General features: G+C 70.1%; 15 protein-coding genes. 12 read left to right on the top strand and 3 right to left on the bottom strand.

The window, feature by feature from the left end:
* Positions 1-62: 62 nt before the first annotated feature.
* Together MFF56_RS01255 and MFF56_RS01250 are read right to left on the bottom strand one after the other, a co-directional pair.
* Positions 63-344, bottom strand: coding sequence for a DUF2312 domain-containing protein (locus MFF56_RS01255; RefSeq protein ID WP_066921779.1), 282 nt, complete (start codon positions 342-344; stop codon positions 63-65).
* 172 nt (positions 345-516) lie between these two features.
* The gene (locus tag MFF56_RS01250; RefSeq protein ID WP_066921767.1) at positions 517-774 is read right to left on the bottom strand and encodes a hypothetical protein; all 258 of its coding nucleotides are present in this window, start codon (positions 772-774) and stop codon (positions 517-519) included.
* 393 nt (positions 775-1167) lie between these two features.
* Between MFF56_RS01250 and MFF56_RS01245 the strand changes: the two genes are divergently transcribed.
* Entirely contained in the window at positions 1168-2166 is a 999-nt protein-coding gene (locus tag MFF56_RS01245; protein WP_066921769.1) for a CobW family GTP-binding protein, read from the top strand.
* A gap of 162 nt (positions 2167-2328) precedes the next feature.
* On the opposite strand, the gene MFF56_RS01240 is transcribed toward MFF56_RS01245, so the two are convergent.
* On the bottom strand, positions 2329-2493 hold the full coding sequence (locus tag MFF56_RS01240; RefSeq protein WP_197430557.1) for a hypothetical protein: 165 nt from the start codon (positions 2491-2493) through the stop codon (positions 2329-2331).
* Between the two features lie 230 nt (positions 2494-2723).
* On the opposite strand from MFF56_RS01240, the gene MFF56_RS01235 reads away from it, so the two are divergent.
* From MFF56_RS01235 to MFF56_RS01185, 11 genes are all read left to right on the top strand, one after another.
* Positions 2724-3719 carry a PAS domain-containing protein gene (locus tag MFF56_RS01235; RefSeq protein ID WP_238229325.1) on the top strand — a complete coding sequence of 332 codons (996 nt, stop codon included), beginning with the start codon at positions 2724-2726 and terminating at the stop codon, positions 3717-3719.
* A 148-nt stretch (positions 3720-3867) separates the two neighbouring features.
* The gene (locus MFF56_RS01230; RefSeq protein ID WP_238229324.1) at positions 3868-4794 is read left to right on the top strand and encodes an outer membrane protein; all 927 of its coding nucleotides are present in this window, start codon (positions 3868-3870) and stop codon (positions 4792-4794) included.
* 248 nt (positions 4795-5042) lie between these two features.
* Positions 5043-5894, top strand: coding sequence for an outer membrane protein (locus MFF56_RS01225; RefSeq protein ID WP_066927630.1), 852 nt, complete (start codon positions 5043-5045; stop codon positions 5892-5894).
* Positions 5895-6107: 213 nt separating this feature from the next.
* Positions 6108-6725, top strand: coding sequence for a 30S ribosomal protein S4 (gene rpsD, locus MFF56_RS01220; protein ID WP_066927633.1), 618 nt, complete (start codon positions 6108-6110; stop codon positions 6723-6725).
* Between the two features lie 177 nt (positions 6726-6902).
* Entirely contained in the window at positions 6903-7370 is a 468-nt protein-coding gene (locus MFF56_RS01215; RefSeq protein WP_066927635.1) for a MerR family transcriptional regulator, read from the top strand.
* A 257-nt stretch (positions 7371-7627) separates the two neighbouring features.
* Positions 7628-8047: a hypothetical protein gene (locus MFF56_RS01210; RefSeq protein WP_066927637.1), complete on the top strand. Its 420-nt coding sequence runs from the start codon at positions 7628-7630 to the stop codon at positions 8045-8047.
* Positions 8048-8164: 117 nt separating this feature from the next.
* Positions 8165-8605, top strand: a complete 441-nt coding sequence (locus MFF56_RS01205) for a 4-aminobutyrate aminotransferase (protein WP_066927639.1) — start codon at positions 8165-8167, stop codon at positions 8603-8605.
* A gap of 265 nt (positions 8606-8870) precedes the next feature.
* On the top strand, positions 8871-10823 hold the full coding sequence (locus tag MFF56_RS01200) for a PrkA family serine protein kinase (protein WP_066927641.1): 1953 nt from the start codon (positions 8871-8873) through the stop codon (positions 10821-10823).
* Positions 10824-10935: 112 nt separating this feature from the next.
* Positions 10936-12231, top strand: coding sequence for a YeaH/YhbH family protein (locus MFF56_RS01195; RefSeq protein ID WP_238229323.1), 1296 nt, complete (start codon positions 10936-10938; stop codon positions 12229-12231).
* 49 nt (positions 12232-12280) lie between these two features.
* Complete coding sequence (locus MFF56_RS01190; RefSeq protein ID WP_066927808.1) at positions 12281-13852, top strand: SpoVR family protein; 1572 nt, start codon at positions 12281-12283, stop codon at positions 13850-13852.
* Between the two features lie 132 nt (positions 13853-13984).
* Positions 13985-14416, top strand: coding sequence for a PaaI family thioesterase (locus MFF56_RS01185; RefSeq protein WP_066927806.1), 432 nt, complete (start codon positions 13985-13987; stop codon positions 14414-14416).
* Positions 14417-14523 lie beyond the last annotated feature (107 nt).

Raw genomic sequence — 14523 nt, 5'->3', positions numbered from 1 at the left:
CCGGCCGCTGCGGGAGCCCCCGTGGGACCCCGCGCCGGCCGGCCGTCGCGCGGCCGCGGTGGTCAGGCGGCCTGGGCGATCGGTGCCGGGCTCGGTGCGTCCATGGCGCGCAGGTAGAGTTCGAGCAGGCTCTCCTGCTCGTCGCGCTCGTCCTTGTCCTGCTTGCGCAGCTTCAGGATCTCCCGCAGCACCTTCACGTCGAGACCCTCGCCCTTGGCCTCGGCGAAGATCTCCTTCTTGGCCTCCATCAGGTCCTTGATCTCCTCGTCGAGCCGCTCGATGCGCTCGATGATGGAGCGGATGCGGTCGCCCGCGACGCCCACGGTGTCGATCGTGTCGGACATGCTCATTCCTCTGCTGATCCGGGCGCGCACCCTCCCGGAACAGGCTGACCAGATCGTTAAGGGCGGGGGATCGCGCGGCTGCGCGGCGGCTTTGCCTCGTCCGATCGAGTCCTCGCGCCCGCAACGCGGCCGGGGCGCGCTCCGCGGAGCGTGCGCCGCGGCCGGCGCCGGATCACACCGACGCGCGCGCCGACGCGGCCGGACGCTGCGGGTCGCCCGTGCGGGTCGCCTCGGCGCGGGCGCAGGCCAGGAGGCGGGCGCGGCCGGCCCTGTCGATCCGCTCCCAGAGCTTCACCAGTTCGAGGGCCTCGCCGAGGGCATCGCTCTCCGGCGCCCGGAAAGCCTCGACGGGGCGGCCGACGAGTTCGGCGATCCGCGCCAGCCGCTCGTCTGTCGCATCGCCGGTCCGAAATGGGGTCCCATCAATCATCGCGGCCTCCGGTGCGCGTGTCGGCCGGCATCTGGTCGACATCATGCCTGAGCCGCCCGGGATGGTTGGGAGTGACGTCGTGGTTCATTCGGCGGACCCGGTCGTTGGGTGTTGGAATTTACCCGCCTGGGTTGAACAATGCCACGGAAATCTGCCTCGGTGGGCCGCAAATTTTTGTTCAAGTCACGGAAAGTCCTACGAAAGCCGGCCCATTGCTGAACAATTTCTGTTCATTTCCAGAGTGGGGCGTTCTCCCGCGGCCTCGGCCTGCGCCGGCCTCCCGCCGCCTTCCATCCGGCGCGCGCGTAACGATATGACAGGTCACGGCCTCGCCCCCGGGCGCGGCGCCCGCGGGCGAGGAACCCGCCCGAAGAGTGAAGCCGAAGGGAAGCCATGTCCGACGCCCCGTCCCCCGCTGCCACGTCGCCGGCCTCGGCCAAGATCCCCGTCACGGTGCTCACGGGCTATCTCGGCGCCGGCAAGACGACGCTGCTCAACCGGATCCTCACCGAGAACCACGGCCGGCGCTACGCGGTGATCGTCAACGAGTTCGGCGAGATCGGCATCGACAACGACCTCGTGGTGGGCGCCGACGAGGAAGTGTTCGAGATGAACAACGGCTGCGTCTGCTGCACGGTGCGCGGCGACCTGATCCGGATCATGGACGGCCTGGTGAAGCGCCGCGGCAAGTTCGACGCGATCATCGTCGAGACGACCGGACTGGCCGATCCCGCCCCCGTCGCCCAGACCTTCTTCGTCGATCAGGACGTCGGCGAGGCCGCCCGCCTCGACGCCGTCGTGACGGTGGCCGACGCCAAGTGGCTGACCGACCGCCTGAAGGACGCACCCGAGGCCCGCAACCAGATCGCCTTCGCGGACGTGATCCTGCTCAACAAGTCCGACCTCGTCACGCCGGCCGAACTCGACCGCGTCGAGGGGGAGATCCGGGCGATCAACCCCTTCGCCAAGATCCATCGGACGAAGGACTGTGCCGTCCCCCTCGACGCGGTGTTGGAGCGCAACGCCTTCGATCTCGGCCGCATCCTCGATCTCGAGCCCGAGTTCCTCGAGGCGGGCCACCATCATCACCACGACAGCGAGATCCGGTCGGTCTCGGCCCGGATCGACGGGCCGGTGAACCCGGAGACGTTCATGCCCTGGATCTCCAACCTGACCCAGGTCCAGGGGCCGGACATCCTGCGCTGCAAGGGCATCGTCGCTTTCCCGGGCGAGCCGAAGCGATTCGTCTTCCAGGGCGTGCACATGATCCTGGACGGGGATGTGCAGGCCGAGTGGCGCGCCGACGAGCCCCGGGTCTCCCGGGTGGTGTTCATCGGGCGCAACCTCGACGCGGAGGCGATCCGCGCCGGGTTCGAGAGTTGCCGGGCCTGAACGGGTCCCGGCGCCCGCCGGGCCGGCCGGGGGCCGGCCCGGGGATCAGGGCACGGCGGGCGCGCGGCTCCTCGGTCGGGCTTCGGCGGTGAGCCGGCCGCTGGGTACTCGCCCGCTCGCGACTTGCCCGCTCGCGACTTGCCCCTGGTTACTTGTCCCTGGTTACTTGCCGCTCGGCGCGGCGGTGCTGCCGGTCGAGGCGTTGCCGCCGCTGTCGCCGGCGGGCGCCCCCGGCGTCGAGGTGTTGCTCTGCGCCTGCGCGGCCGAGAGGCCGCCGGCCGCGAGAGCCAGAACCAGGAGCGGGGCGGACAGGATCTTGAGGGCCATGGACTGAGATCTCCCGTGAGGCCGAAAGGGCACTCGTTCCGAAGCCAACGGAGCCGGACCGCCATCCGTTCCGTTCCGCGTCGGGCGCGCACCGGGCCGCAGCCGCCGGGGCGGAACGGAGTCGGGACGCGCCGCCCGGTTCCCGTGCGGGGCCTCATCGAGAGCCTGTTTTTCTACTAAAAGTTGTGCTAGCGATCGCGTTTCCAGTCGCGGGGCACGCGCACCCACAGATGGACCGCAGCACGATCGAGCCGGGCGAGATCTCCGCGGAAGTCGCCGCCCTCCTGCAGCATCCGGCCATGCGCAAGGCGCCGCAGCTCTCGGCCTTCCTCGGCTACATCGTGCGCGAGAGCCTCGGCGGGCGCGGCCATCGCCTGAAGGCGTACACGATCGCCACCCAGGCGCTGGGGCGCCCCCCGGATTTCGATCCCGTCACGGACGCCATCGTCCGCGTGGAGGCGCGGCGGCTGCGGGGCGTACTCGCCGCCATCTACGATGAGCCGGGCCGCGTCGGCAGCGTACGGGTCGAACTGCCGCGCGGCCATTACAAGCCCGTGTTCCGCCGAGCCGGCCGTCCGGGGGCCGTGCCGGGCGCCGCCACCGGGGGCGTCATCGAAGACGTCATCGGGGATGGCGTGGGCGGCGCGGTGCGTATCCCCGACCCTGGGAGCGCCCTGCACGAGAGCGAGCAACGCTACCTCGCGCTGGTTCGGGCGAGCGCGGTGATCGAGTGGCGGGCGGCGCCCGACGGCCAGATCACGCACAGCTACGGCTGGACCGAGCGCACCGGCCAGGAAGCCGAGATGTTCCTGGGGCGCGGCTGGCTCGACGCGCTGCACCCGGACGACCGTGCGCGCACGCTCGGGATCTGGGCCGCCGCGCGACGCGTCCGCGAGCCCGTGGAACTCGCCTACCGGGTGCGCCACATCGACGGCGACTACCGCTGGATGCAGGTGCGCGAGGTGCCGGTCGAGAACGTCGACGGCTCGATCCGCGAGTGGGTCGGCACGGTGGTGGATGCGCCCGGCCCGGCGGAGGCGAGCCCGCTCGTCCTCGACGGGCTCGCCTCCGCCCGCCGTCTCGGCACGATCCACGAGATCCTGCACGCCGCCCACGGGGCGGCGTCCCGGGCGTCGGCGCGGCGGGACGCGGAGTTGCGCCGGCTCGCCGACGGCCTGCGCCGGCACGGCCTCTTCATCGGGGATCGGCCGCCCCCGGCGCCCTGAGGTCCCGGCCTCCGTTCACGGCGGCGCGATTCCGTGGGTCTAAGATTTAACGTTAAGCCCGGCTTAAGTTCTTGCGTTCATCCTTTCGATTGTCTTCCGGAGCGTGCGAACACAGCTTCCGGCTCGCATTCGAGTGAAGGAAACGTTAATGGCCCGCTCCAAGCACTCGGCCTTGGTGCGCCGCCTCGCGCTCGCAGCGAGCGTCGGCGCGCCCTGCCTCGCCCAGGCCGCCGACCTCCTGCCGCCCCCGCCTCCGCCGCCCCCGCCGCCCCCCGTCGTCGATGTCGGCGGCGGCTGGTACCTGCGCGGCGAGGTCGGCGTCAGCGCGCTGCGCCTCAGCAAGTTCGAGGGGTACGACAAGCCGGGCTTCCCGCAGCCGAAGGGCGGCTACCACGAGGAGTACCGCGAGATCGGCGACCAGGCCTTCGCGGGCGGCGGCTTCGGCTACGAGTTCGGCAACGGCCTGCGCGTGGAGGCGGTGGCCCAGTACCGGACATCCGCAACCCTGCGCTTCGGTGAGAGCTACGCGGGCTGCTTCAACGCGAACTTCGACGCGGACGGGACCTGCAAGTCGCCCGGCAAGGGTCTCGACTTCTATACCGGCCACGTCTCCACGATCGTCGCGATGGCCCGCGGCTCGTACGACTTCTTCACCTGGAACGGCGTGTCGTTCTTCGGCGGCGGCTCGGTCGGCGCGGCCTTCCATCACCTCGGCACGCTGACCGACGTGGGGTCGGGCACCGCGACGGGCGGAGCGGGCGTGATCCGGCCGAGCGATACCACGACCTTCGCCTGGGGCCTGCACGCCGGCCTCGGCTACGCGGTGACCCCGAACCTGCGGCTGGAACTGGCCTACGAGTACCTCAACCTCGGCAGCGTCAAGAGCGGCAGCCTGAACTGCTTCGGCAGCGACGGGTGCCCCGGCACGACCTACAAGTTCAAGAACCTCGAGGCGCACGACGTCCGGCTCGGCTTCCGCTACCTGCTCGGCGGCATCGTCGCGGCCCCGCTGCCCCCGCTGATGGCCGACTACGCGCCGCCGCCGCCCCCCGGCCCGCTGGTCCGCAAGTACTGACGCCCCACGGGAGGACCCGGGAGGCTGCGGGGCGGCGCGGATCCACGCGCCGCCCCCCTTGCGTGTCCGGACCGTCTCCCCGGGCCGCGTGATCCGCCCGCGGGAGCGGGCGCCTCGGTTAGGGTTAAGTCCCTCCTAACCCTTGTTTGTCAGTATTCGATTCGGCCGGTCCGTCCGGCTCCCCGGGCCCCTGGTCCACCGCCCCGCGAGGCCGTCGAGCCTGCCGGGCCCAAGCGTCGGGACGATCCATGGTTGCGTCTGCACGTCTGCCGGTCTGCGCGCTCATCGCGCTGGCCGGCTCCCTCCACCAGGCCGGGGCCGCCGATCTCCTGCCGACCGCGCTACCGCCGCCTCCGCCGCCGGTCGAGGCCCCACCGCCGGTCGAGATCGGCTCGGGCTGGTACCTGCGCGGCGACTTCACCCACGCGAGCTACGGCCGGCCCCGCGACGACACCCCGCCCGATCCGAGCGACCCGAACCGGCCGCCCTATGTCGGCCTGCGGGTCGGCGACGCGGGCGGCTACGGCGGCGGCGTCGGCTACCGGGTCAATCCGTGGCTGCGGATCGACGCCACCATCGACCAGCGGGGTCCGACCCGCTTCAGCGCCTTCTCGTCGCGCTCGAACTTCGAGACCGGCGGCAACATCGAGACCGGCCGCGCCGACGCGCTCACCGCGCTCGTCAACGTCTACGCCGACCTCGGCACGTGGTGGGGGCTGACGCCCTATATCGGCGCGGGCGTCGGCGTCGCCGATATCGGCACCACCCGCAACTACACCCAGACCTCCTGCTTCCTCGACGCCTGCGACGGCTCGCCCGGAACCGGCCCGCGCGATCCCGTGCCGCGGGGGAAGCGCTCCGTCACCTCGCTCGCCTGGGCGCTCACGGCCGGCCTGTCCTACGATCTCGGCTACGGCCTGAGCCTCGACGCGGCCTACCGCTACGTCGATCTCGGCAAGCTGCGCACAGGCGTGGACGCCTACGGCTACGGCACCCGCCTGAAGGATCTCACGGCCAACGAGTTCCGCATCGGCCTGCGCTATGCCTTCGCGGGCCTGCCGCACCTCGCCGCCAACCCCTACAACCCCTACGGCAACTGACGATCCCGGCCGCAGGTTGACCGAACCGGCCGTCTGCACTACAGACGCGCCGTCGCGGGGCTCCGATGAGGGGCCCCGCTGCATTTTCAACGCACCCGTGGGCGGGCTCAACCCCGCTCTGTCGCCCCGCTCGGCCCCGGCCGAGGACGGCTCCGGCCGGGGGGAGAGGAGGGCGCGTTCCTCGAAGCACGAACAGAAGACAGAGGAACCGCGATGTCGAAGCGCGTTCAGGCGAAGCACAAGCTCGATCGCCGCATGGGCCAGAACATCTGGGGCCGCCCGAAGAGCCCCGTGAATCGCCGCGAGTACGGCCCCGGCCAGCACGGCCAGCGCCGCAAGGGCAAGATGAGCGACTTCGGCACGCAGCTGCGCGCCAAGCAGAAGCTCAAGGGCTACTACGGCAACATCACCGAGAAGCAGTTCCGCCGCTACTACGCCGAGGCGATCCGCCTGCGCGGCGACTCGGGCGAGAACCTGATCGGCCTGCTGGAGCGCCGCCTCGACGCGGTCGTGTACCGCTCGAAGTTCGTGGCGACCCCGTTCGCCGCCCGCCAGTTCATCAACCACGGCCACATCAAGGTGAACGGCCAGCGGGTGAACATCCCGAGCTACCTCGTGAAGCCGGGCGACGTGATCGAGGTGCGCGAGGCCGCCCGCCAGTTCGAGTTCGTGGTGGTCGCCACCCAGCTCGCCGAGCGCGACGTGCCGGACTACATCGAGGTCGATCACCAGAAGATGACCGCCCGCGTGACCCGCGTGCCGGGCCTCTCCGAGGTGCCCTACCCGGTGCAGATGGAGCCGAACCTCGTCATCGAGTTCTACTCGCGCTGAGGCGGCGCGGCCCGCGCGGGCCGCGACCCAGGATTCCGGGAGGCCCGCGGCTCGCCGCGGGCCTTTCCTTTTGGCCAACGCCCCTCTTCGGTCTGCGCCCTGGCCGTGACCCGCGGGCCGGGCCTATGATCGGGGCCCCGCGGGCGGACCGTCCGCGCTTGCCCGACGGAACCGCTCATGCCGCCAGCGCCCCCTGCCGCCACACCCGCCGACGATCCGGGGGCGAAGCAGGCCGGCGCCTTCCGGACGATCAGCGAGGTCTCGGAGGCCCTCGACGTGCCCCAGCACGTGCTGCGCTTCTGGGAGACGCGCTTCGGGCAGGTGCGGCCCCTGAAGCGCGCGGGCGGGCGCCGCTACTACCGGCCCGAGGACGTCGCGCTGATCGCCGGCATCCGGCACATGCTGCACGTCCAGCGCTACACCATCCAGGGCGCGCAACGGGTGCTGCGGGAGAACGGTGTCCGCTTCGTCCAGGCGGTCGGCCGCGGCGAGGCCGTGGCGGCGGCCCCCGAGGCGCCCGAGACGCAGCGCGAGGCGGCTCCCCTCGAGCCTGACATGCCCCAGCGCGCGCTCCTCGAGGCGGTGCTGGCCGAGCTCCACGCCTGCCGCGACGCGCTGGCGGCCCTGCGGGAGAAGCCGGAATAGCGCGCGACGCTCCCCTTCCCCAAAAGAGCAGCGCGATCGCAGATGCCGAGCGAGCGCGGGGCCGGATCGGGAGAGGGGGCGCGGCGCGGTTCTCGCCCGAGCCGAGGGAGGGGGCCCATTCTCCACGCTTGCCCCGACCGCGGACAGGAGGGGGCGTCGCGCCCGGCCGATCAATGGTGCGCAACCCACTGGTCCGCCAACGCCTTTCCCACCTGGTGGGCCGCGAACCTTTCCGGAGGATTGGCGTTGACCGGCGCATGAAAGCGCCTCGCCGCCCGCTCTCGCCGACCCAGGAACTGACGAGCCGCCTGATGCGGGTCGTGCGCGCCTGCCCGCAGGCGGCCTCCGAGGTGCTGGAACTCGTCTACCTCGCGAGCCGCATCGAGGCGGCGACCCAGGCCGACCACGCCTACCGCGATGCCAAGCGGGTGATCAGCCGGCTGCGCAACCCGCTCTGGGAGATGGGTCCCGCCGACCGGGAGGCGCTGCTCGCCGCCGCCGAGACCATCCGCCGGGTCTGCCGCATCGACGAGGCGGACATCCCCGTCACGCCCGTCGCCGACGCGGGCGAGCGGGCCCGCGTCGAGGCGCGGCTCGCCGCGATGCTGAAGGACGAGCTGGAGCCGGCCGCCCTCGCGCGGGTCACCGGCATCGTCGCGGCCGCGCTCCAGGATTAGTGCCGGCCGCTCCCCGCCGAGCCGCGCCGCCCCTCGACGGGATGCCGCCGCCTCCCCACATGGCGTGTCCCGGCGCAGCCGACGCCGGTTCGAGAACGCTCCAGGGGAGAGCCCAGCATGACCTTCGCCCGCCCGCTCGCCGCGCTCGTCGCCGGCGGCCTCCTGACCGCCGCAGGCCCGGTCCTGGCCGACACGGTCCAGAAGACCGAGACGGTGGCCTCCGGCAAGACGGGCCGGCTCCTCGTCACGCCGAACCTGAAGAAGGATTGCTCGGAGGGGCCGATGCCGGAATTCCGGTTCTCCGCCTTCCCGAAGAACGGCGCCGTGATCGTGAAGGCCGGCAAGCAGAAGACGCCGGGGAACTTCCGCTGCCCGAACAAGGATGCCGGCGTGATGGGCGTGTTCTACCAGCCCAAGGACGGTTTCACCGGCTCGGACGAGCTGACGTTCGAGGTGAAGAGCGCCGACGGCGAGGTCCAGACCCGGGTCTTCAAGATCACGGTCGAGGCGGCCTCGAAGGGCGGGGGCGACGCCAAGAAGGACAGCAACGATCTCTGACGCGCCGCGTCGCATCGGGCCTGTTGTGCATCGCACAACAGGCCGCGCGTCCACGTTCGGTCACGGGCGCCTCGGCGAGGCCCGCGATCACCCAGCCTCGCGCAAGGGAGCCGGAAGAGTGTTGATCCGGCCCGCCGAAAGGCGGAGTGTTGCAGGCGGCACACGCACCTGCGGCGTCTCCGTCGCAGTGCGACAAAAGCGGGCCTGTCAGTTGCATCCGGGCCGGGACAGGATGAAGCTAACCGTGGTCTGAGAGGGTTATCGAATGCCGATGCATGCGACGAACGACCTTTTCCAGAGCTTCGCCAGAGGCTACGAGGCGCGCCGCGACACGGAGATGACGCTCTCCGAGTATCTGGAGGCCTGCCGCGACGAGCCGCTGATGTACGCCTCCGCGGCCGAGCGCATCCTCGAGGCCATCGGCAAGCCCGAGTTCATCGACACCGCCAAGGATTCCCGCCTCGGCCGGATCTTCATGAACCGGACCATCCGGACCTACCCGGCCTTCGCCGAGTTCTACGGCATGGAGGAGACGATCGAGCGGATCGTCTCGTTCTTCCGCCACGCCGCTCAAGGGTTGGAGGAGCGCAAGCAGATCCTCTACCTGCTGGGCCCTGTCGGCGGCGGCAAGTCGTCGCTCGCCGAGCGCCTGAAGGCGCTGATGGAGGTCCACCCGATCTACGTGCTGAAGGCGGGCGACGAGGTCTCGCCGGTCTTCGAGAGCCCGCTGGGCCTGTTCGACCCCGAGACGATGGGCGCGGAGATCCAGAGCCGCTACGGCATCCCGCGCCGCCGGCTGACCGGCCTGATGAGCCCCTGGGCCCTCAAGCGCCTCGACGAGTTCAACGGCGACATCTCGCGCTTCAAGGTGATCAAGGTCCGGCCGTCCCGCCTGCGCCAGATCGGCATCGCCAAGACCGAGCCCGGCGACGAGAACAACCAAGACATCTCCTCGCTCGTCGGCAAGGTCGACATCCGCCGCCTGGAGACCCTCTCCCAGGCGGACCCGGATGCGTACTCCTACTCGGGTGGACTGAACCGGGCGAACCAGGGTGTCCTGGAGTTCGTCGAGATGTTCAAGGCGCCCATCAAGATGCTGCACCCGCTGCTCACGGCGACGCAGGAGGGCAACTACGTCGGCACCGAGAACATCGGCGCGATCCCGTTCACGGGCGTGATCCTGGCGCACTCGAACGAGTCCGAGTGGCAGACCTTCAAGACCAACAAGAACAACGAAGCCTTCATCGACCGCATCTACGTGATCAAGGTGCCGTACTGCCTCCGGGTGACGGAGGAGCAGCGCATCTACGACAAGCTGATCTCCGGCTCGGAACTCTCGGCCGCCGCCTGCGCGCCGGGCACGCTGGAGATGCTGGCCCGGTTCTCGGTGCTCTCGCGGCTGCGCGAGCACGCGAACTCGAACCTGTTCTCCAAGATGCGGGTCTACGACGGCGAGAGCTTGCGCGAGGTCGATCCCCGCGCCCGCTCGATGCAGGAGTACAAGGACACCGCCGGCGTGGACGAGGGCATGGACGGGATCTCGACCCGCTTCGCCTTCAAGGTGCTGGCCGCGACCTTCAACCACGACACCACCGAGGTCTCGGCCGATCCCGTGCACCTGATGTACGTGCTCGAACAGGCGCTCAAGCGCGAGCAATTGCCGCCCGAGACCGAGAAGCGCTATCTGGAGTTCATCAAGACCGAGCTCGCGCCGCGCTACGCGGAGTTCATCGGCCACGAGATCCAGAAGGCCTATCTCGAGTCGTACCACGATTACGGGCAGAACCTGTTCGACCGCTACATCGACTACGCGGATGCCTGGATCGAGGACCAAGACTTCAAGGACGCCGAGACCGGCCAGCTCCTCAACCGCGAGTTGCTGAACCAGGAGCTGACCAAGATCGAGAAGCCCGCCGGCATCGCCAACCCGAAGGATTTCCGCAACGAGGTGGTGAAGTTCGCCCTGCGCTCCCGGGCGCAGCACGGCGGCCGCAACCCGAGCTGGACCAGCTACGAGAAGCTGCGCGAGGTGATCGAGCGGCGGATGTTCAGCCAAGTCGAGGAGCTGCTGCCGGTGATCTCCTTCGGGTCCAAGAAGGACGGCGACACCGAGAAGAAGCACGGCGAGTTCGTCGAGCGCATGGTCGCGCGCGGCTACACCGAGCGGCAGGTCCGCCGGCTGGTCGAGTGGTACATGCGGGTGAAGCAGGCGGGGTAGGGGGCACAGGCCGGCTTGAGGCCGGCCACACCCTCAAGCCGCCACAGTTTCGAGCGGCCGGCCGGCGATCATGGCCGGCCGGAATCAGAGCGGACGAGGGTTCGGGCACCGAATGCACATCGTCGACCGTCGACTCAATCCCGGGGGCAAGAGTCTCCCCAACCGGCAGCGCTTCCTCCGCCGCGTGAAGGACGTGGCCCAGCGGGCCGTGCGCGAATCCGCCCGCGAACGGGACATCAAGGACCTCGGCAAGGACGGCCGCGTCTCCGTGCCGGCGGACGGCGTGCGCGAGCCGCGCTTCTCGCGCCAGCCCGGCACCGGCCTGCAGGACCACATCCTGCCCGGCAACAAGACCTACGTGGAGGGCGACACGATCGAGCGCCCGCCGGGAGGCGGCGGGGGGCGCGGCTCCGGCGAGGGCGGGGAGGGCGGCGAGAACAGCGAGGACGCCTTCCGCTTCGTGCTGACCCGCGAGGAGTTTCTGGAACTCTTCCTCGAGGACCTCGAACTCCCGGATCTCGCCAAGCGCCGCCTCGCTGTGGTCGAGACGGAGGGCATGCGCCGGGCCGGCTACACGGTGACGGGCTCGCCCGCCAACCTCGCGCTGGGCCGGACGCTGCGGAACTCCATGTCCCGCCGCATCGCGCTCAAGCGCCCGAAGCCCGACGAGATCGCGGCGCTCGAGGCCCGCATCGACGCCCTGCCCGAGGAGGCGCCCGAGCGGGCCGACCTCGTCCAGGCGCTGACGCTGCTTCGCGAGCGCTCGAAGCGCATCCCCTACGTCGATCCGATCGACCTGCGCTTCCGCCGCTTCGAGCCCTACCCGAAACCGATCGCCCAGGCCGTGATGTTCTGCCTGATGGACGTCTCCGGCTCGATGACCGAGCACATGAAGGACCTCGCCAAAAGGTTCTACATCCTGCTCCACATCTTCCTCACGCGCCGCTACCGGCACGTCGAGATCGTGTTCATCCGCCACACCGACCGGGCGACGGAGGTGGACGAGGAGACCTTCTTCGGCTCGCGCGAGACCGGCGGCACGCTGGTCTCCTCGGCGCTCGTCGAGATGAAGCGGGTGATCTCCGAGCGCTACGATCCGAACGACTGGAACATCTACGCGGCGCAGGCGTCCGACGGCGACAACGTCTCCTCCGACGGGCCGACCGCCACGGAATTGCTGCGCGCCCACATCCTGCCGGCCTGCCAGCACTTCGCCTATCTGGAGGTCGGCGACGAGAACGGGCCGCGGGCCGGCTTCGTCGAGCACCGCACCACGCTCTGGCGCACCTACGAGGCCGTCGCCAAGTCCGGCGGCGCCATCGCCATGCGCAAGGTGAACCACCGCCGCGAGATCTACCCCGTGTTCCGCGAGCTGTTCGGCCGCAAGGACGCGAAGGCGGAGGCGTGAGGCTCCTTCCCGCGCGGGGAGGGGAGTGGACAGCGAGGAGATTGGCCGGATGGTGACCAGCCTGAGCCGCCCCAGGATCCAGCCGCCGAAGCCCGGCGAGCTGCTGTTCTCGGGCAACGACTGGGACTTCGAGACCATCCGGCGCATCCACGACGCCTGCGAGGCCGTGGCGGGGCCGGAACTCGGCCTCTCCTGGTACCCGAACCAGATCGAGATCATCACGGCCGAGCAGATGCTCGACGCCTACGCCTCGATCGGCATGCCGCTGTTTTACAAGCACTGGTCCTTCGGCAAGCACTTCGCCCAGCACGAGGCGGGCTACCGCCGCGGCCTGATGGGACTGGCCTACGAGATCGTCATCAACTCCGACCCGTGCATCTCCTACGTGATGGAGGAGAACACGGCGACCATGCAGACGCTGGTGATCGCCCACGCCGCCTTCGGCCACAACCACTTCTTCAAGAACAACTACCTGTTCAAGCAGTGGACCGACGCTGAGGGCATCCTCGACTATCTCGACTTCGCCAAGGGCTTCATCGCGCGCTGCGAGGAGCGCCACGGCCATCAGGCGGTCGAGCAGGTGCTGGACGCCGCCCACGCCCTGATGAGCCAGGGCGTGCACCGCTACCCGCGCAAGAAGCGCCCCGACCTCGCCTCCGAGCAGCGCCGCGAGCGCGAGCGCGTCGAGCACGGCGAGCAGATCTACAACGACCTCTGGCGCACGCTGCCGGCCAAGCCCGGCGCGGCGCGCACGGACGCGGCCGCCGAGCGCAGGCGGGCGCTCTTGGAACTGCCCCAGGAGAACATCCTCTACTTCCTGGAGAAGGTCGCCCCGCGCCTGCGGCCCTGGCAGCGCGAGATCCTGCGCATCGTGCGCCTCGTGGCGCAGTACTTCTACCCGCAGCGCCAGACCAAGGTGATGAACGAGGGCTGCGCCACCTACGTCCATTACCGCATCATGAACGCGCTCTCGCAGCGGGGGCAGATCGGAGAGGCGGCCTATCTGGAGTTCCTGCAGTCGCACACCAACGTCATCCGCCAGCCGACCTACGACGATCGCTCCTACGGCGGTCACAACCCCTACGCGATCGGCTTCGCGATGATGCAGGACATCCAGCGCATCGTGGAGCAGCCGACCGCCGAGGACCGCGACTGGTTCCCCGAGATCGCCGGCACCGGCGACGCGATGGCCGTGCTGCGCGACGTCTGGGAGAACTACCGCGACGAGAGCTTCATCGCGCAGTTCCTCTCCCCGAAGCTGATGCGGGACCTGCGCCTGTTCCATGTGGTGGACGATCCCGACGAGCCGGAACTGCGCGTCGCGGCGATCCACGACGAGCGCGGCTACCGCAAGATGCGCCGCTCCTTCGCCCGCCAGTACGACGTCGCGTGGCTCGATCCCGACATCGAGGTGGTGGACGTGGACCTGGAGGGCGACCGCCGGCTGATCCTGCACCACAAGGCGCTGAACCGCATCACGCTCCAGAAGGAGGACGCGAACCGCGTGCTCCAGCATCTGGCCGACCTCTGGGGCTACGACGTGGTGCTCAAGGAGATCGACCCCGCCAGCGGCACGGTGCTGGCCGAGCACCACGCCAGCGCCCGGCCGATTTTTTTCTAGATCGGGAGTTGGCAGTATGCTGGTGGCGCTCCGGGCGTCCGGGAGAAGGGCGGTGTTTCATCCATCGATGCCGGCGAAGCTGACGGCGCCTCATACCCTTGCCCGCCACCCGCGCCCGTGCTGCATGGGGCCATGAGCACGACCGTCCTGACCCTCGCGGAGACGCGGGACTTCCTCGACCGCGAGTTCCCGCAGATGCAGGCGGGGGGACGGGCCTACCATCTCGAAGCCGTCGCGCCGCTCGGCGCCCGGATGCGGCTCGAGGCGCACGAGCGTTTCCTGCGTCCCGGCGCCACCGTCTCGGGGCCTGCCATGATGGCGCTGGCCGATTACGCGCTCTACGCGGCGATCCTGGCCAATATCGGCCCGGTGGCGCTCGCGGTGACGACGAGCCTGAACTTCAACTTCCTGCGGAAGCCCGCCTTGGGCGACCTCCTCGCCGAGGCCCGGCTGATGAAGCTCGGCCGCCGGCTCGCGGTCGGCGAGGTCGCGATCACCGCCGCGGGCGGCGGCGACGACATCGTCTGCCACGCCACCGGCACCTACTCGATCCCGCCGCGCTGAGGATGTGATGCGCTGCCGTACTCTCGTGAGCGCAGCGGACGATTTCCGAGCGAGGCGTGGGTCCCCTCTCCTGTAGGGAGAGGTCTGCTTTCGCAGAAAGCCGGGTG

It is taken from the genome of Methylobacterium hispanicum, from assembly GCF_022179285.1.
Classification (GTDB): Bacteria; Pseudomonadota; Alphaproteobacteria; order Rhizobiales; family Beijerinckiaceae; genus Methylobacterium; species Methylobacterium hispanicum.
This window is presented reverse-complemented; position numbering and strand designations above follow the sequence as displayed.

What these genes read in the sequence shown, in the direction of transcription:
- MFF56_RS01255 (WP_066921779.1), bottom strand. Translation starts at nt 344, where the DNA reads ATGTCCGACACGATCGACACCGTGGGCGTCGCGGGCGACCGCATCCGC.
- MFF56_RS01250 (WP_066921767.1), bottom strand. Translation starts at nt 774, where the DNA reads ATGATTGATGGGACCCCATTTCGGACCGGCGATGCGACAGACGAGCGG.
- MFF56_RS01245 (WP_066921769.1), top strand. Translation starts at nt 1,168, where the DNA reads ATGTCCGACGCCCCGTCCCCCGCTGCCACGTCGCCGGCCTCGGCCAAG.
- MFF56_RS01240 (WP_197430557.1), bottom strand. Translation starts at nt 2,493, where the DNA reads ATGGCCCTCAAGATCCTGTCCGCCCCGCTCCTGGTTCTGGCTCTCGCG.
- MFF56_RS01235 (WP_238229325.1), top strand. Translation starts at nt 2,724, where the DNA reads ATGGACCGCAGCACGATCGAGCCGGGCGAGATCTCCGCGGAAGTCGCC.
- MFF56_RS01230 (WP_238229324.1), top strand. Translation starts at nt 3,868, where the DNA reads ATGGCCCGCTCCAAGCACTCGGCCTTGGTGCGCCGCCTCGCGCTCGCA.
- MFF56_RS01225 (WP_066927630.1), top strand. Translation starts at nt 5,043, where the DNA reads ATGGTTGCGTCTGCACGTCTGCCGGTCTGCGCGCTCATCGCGCTGGCC.
- rpsD (WP_066927633.1), top strand. Translation starts at nt 6,108, where the DNA reads ATGTCGAAGCGCGTTCAGGCGAAGCACAAGCTCGATCGCCGCATGGGC.
- MFF56_RS01215 (WP_066927635.1), top strand. Translation starts at nt 6,903, where the DNA reads ATGCCGCCAGCGCCCCCTGCCGCCACACCCGCCGACGATCCGGGGGCG.
- MFF56_RS01210 (WP_066927637.1), top strand. Translation starts at nt 7,628, where the DNA reads ATGAAAGCGCCTCGCCGCCCGCTCTCGCCGACCCAGGAACTGACGAGC.
- MFF56_RS01205 (WP_066927639.1), top strand. Translation starts at nt 8,165, where the DNA reads ATGACCTTCGCCCGCCCGCTCGCCGCGCTCGTCGCCGGCGGCCTCCTG.
- MFF56_RS01200 (WP_066927641.1), top strand. Translation starts at nt 8,871, where the DNA reads ATGCCGATGCATGCGACGAACGACCTTTTCCAGAGCTTCGCCAGAGGC.
- MFF56_RS01195 (WP_238229323.1), top strand. Translation starts at nt 10,936, where the DNA reads ATGCACATCGTCGACCGTCGACTCAATCCCGGGGGCAAGAGTCTCCCC.
- MFF56_RS01190 (WP_066927808.1), top strand. Translation starts at nt 12,281, where the DNA reads ATGGTGACCAGCCTGAGCCGCCCCAGGATCCAGCCGCCGAAGCCCGGC.
- MFF56_RS01185 (WP_066927806.1), top strand. Translation starts at nt 13,985, where the DNA reads ATGAGCACGACCGTCCTGACCCTCGCGGAGACGCGGGACTTCCTCGAC.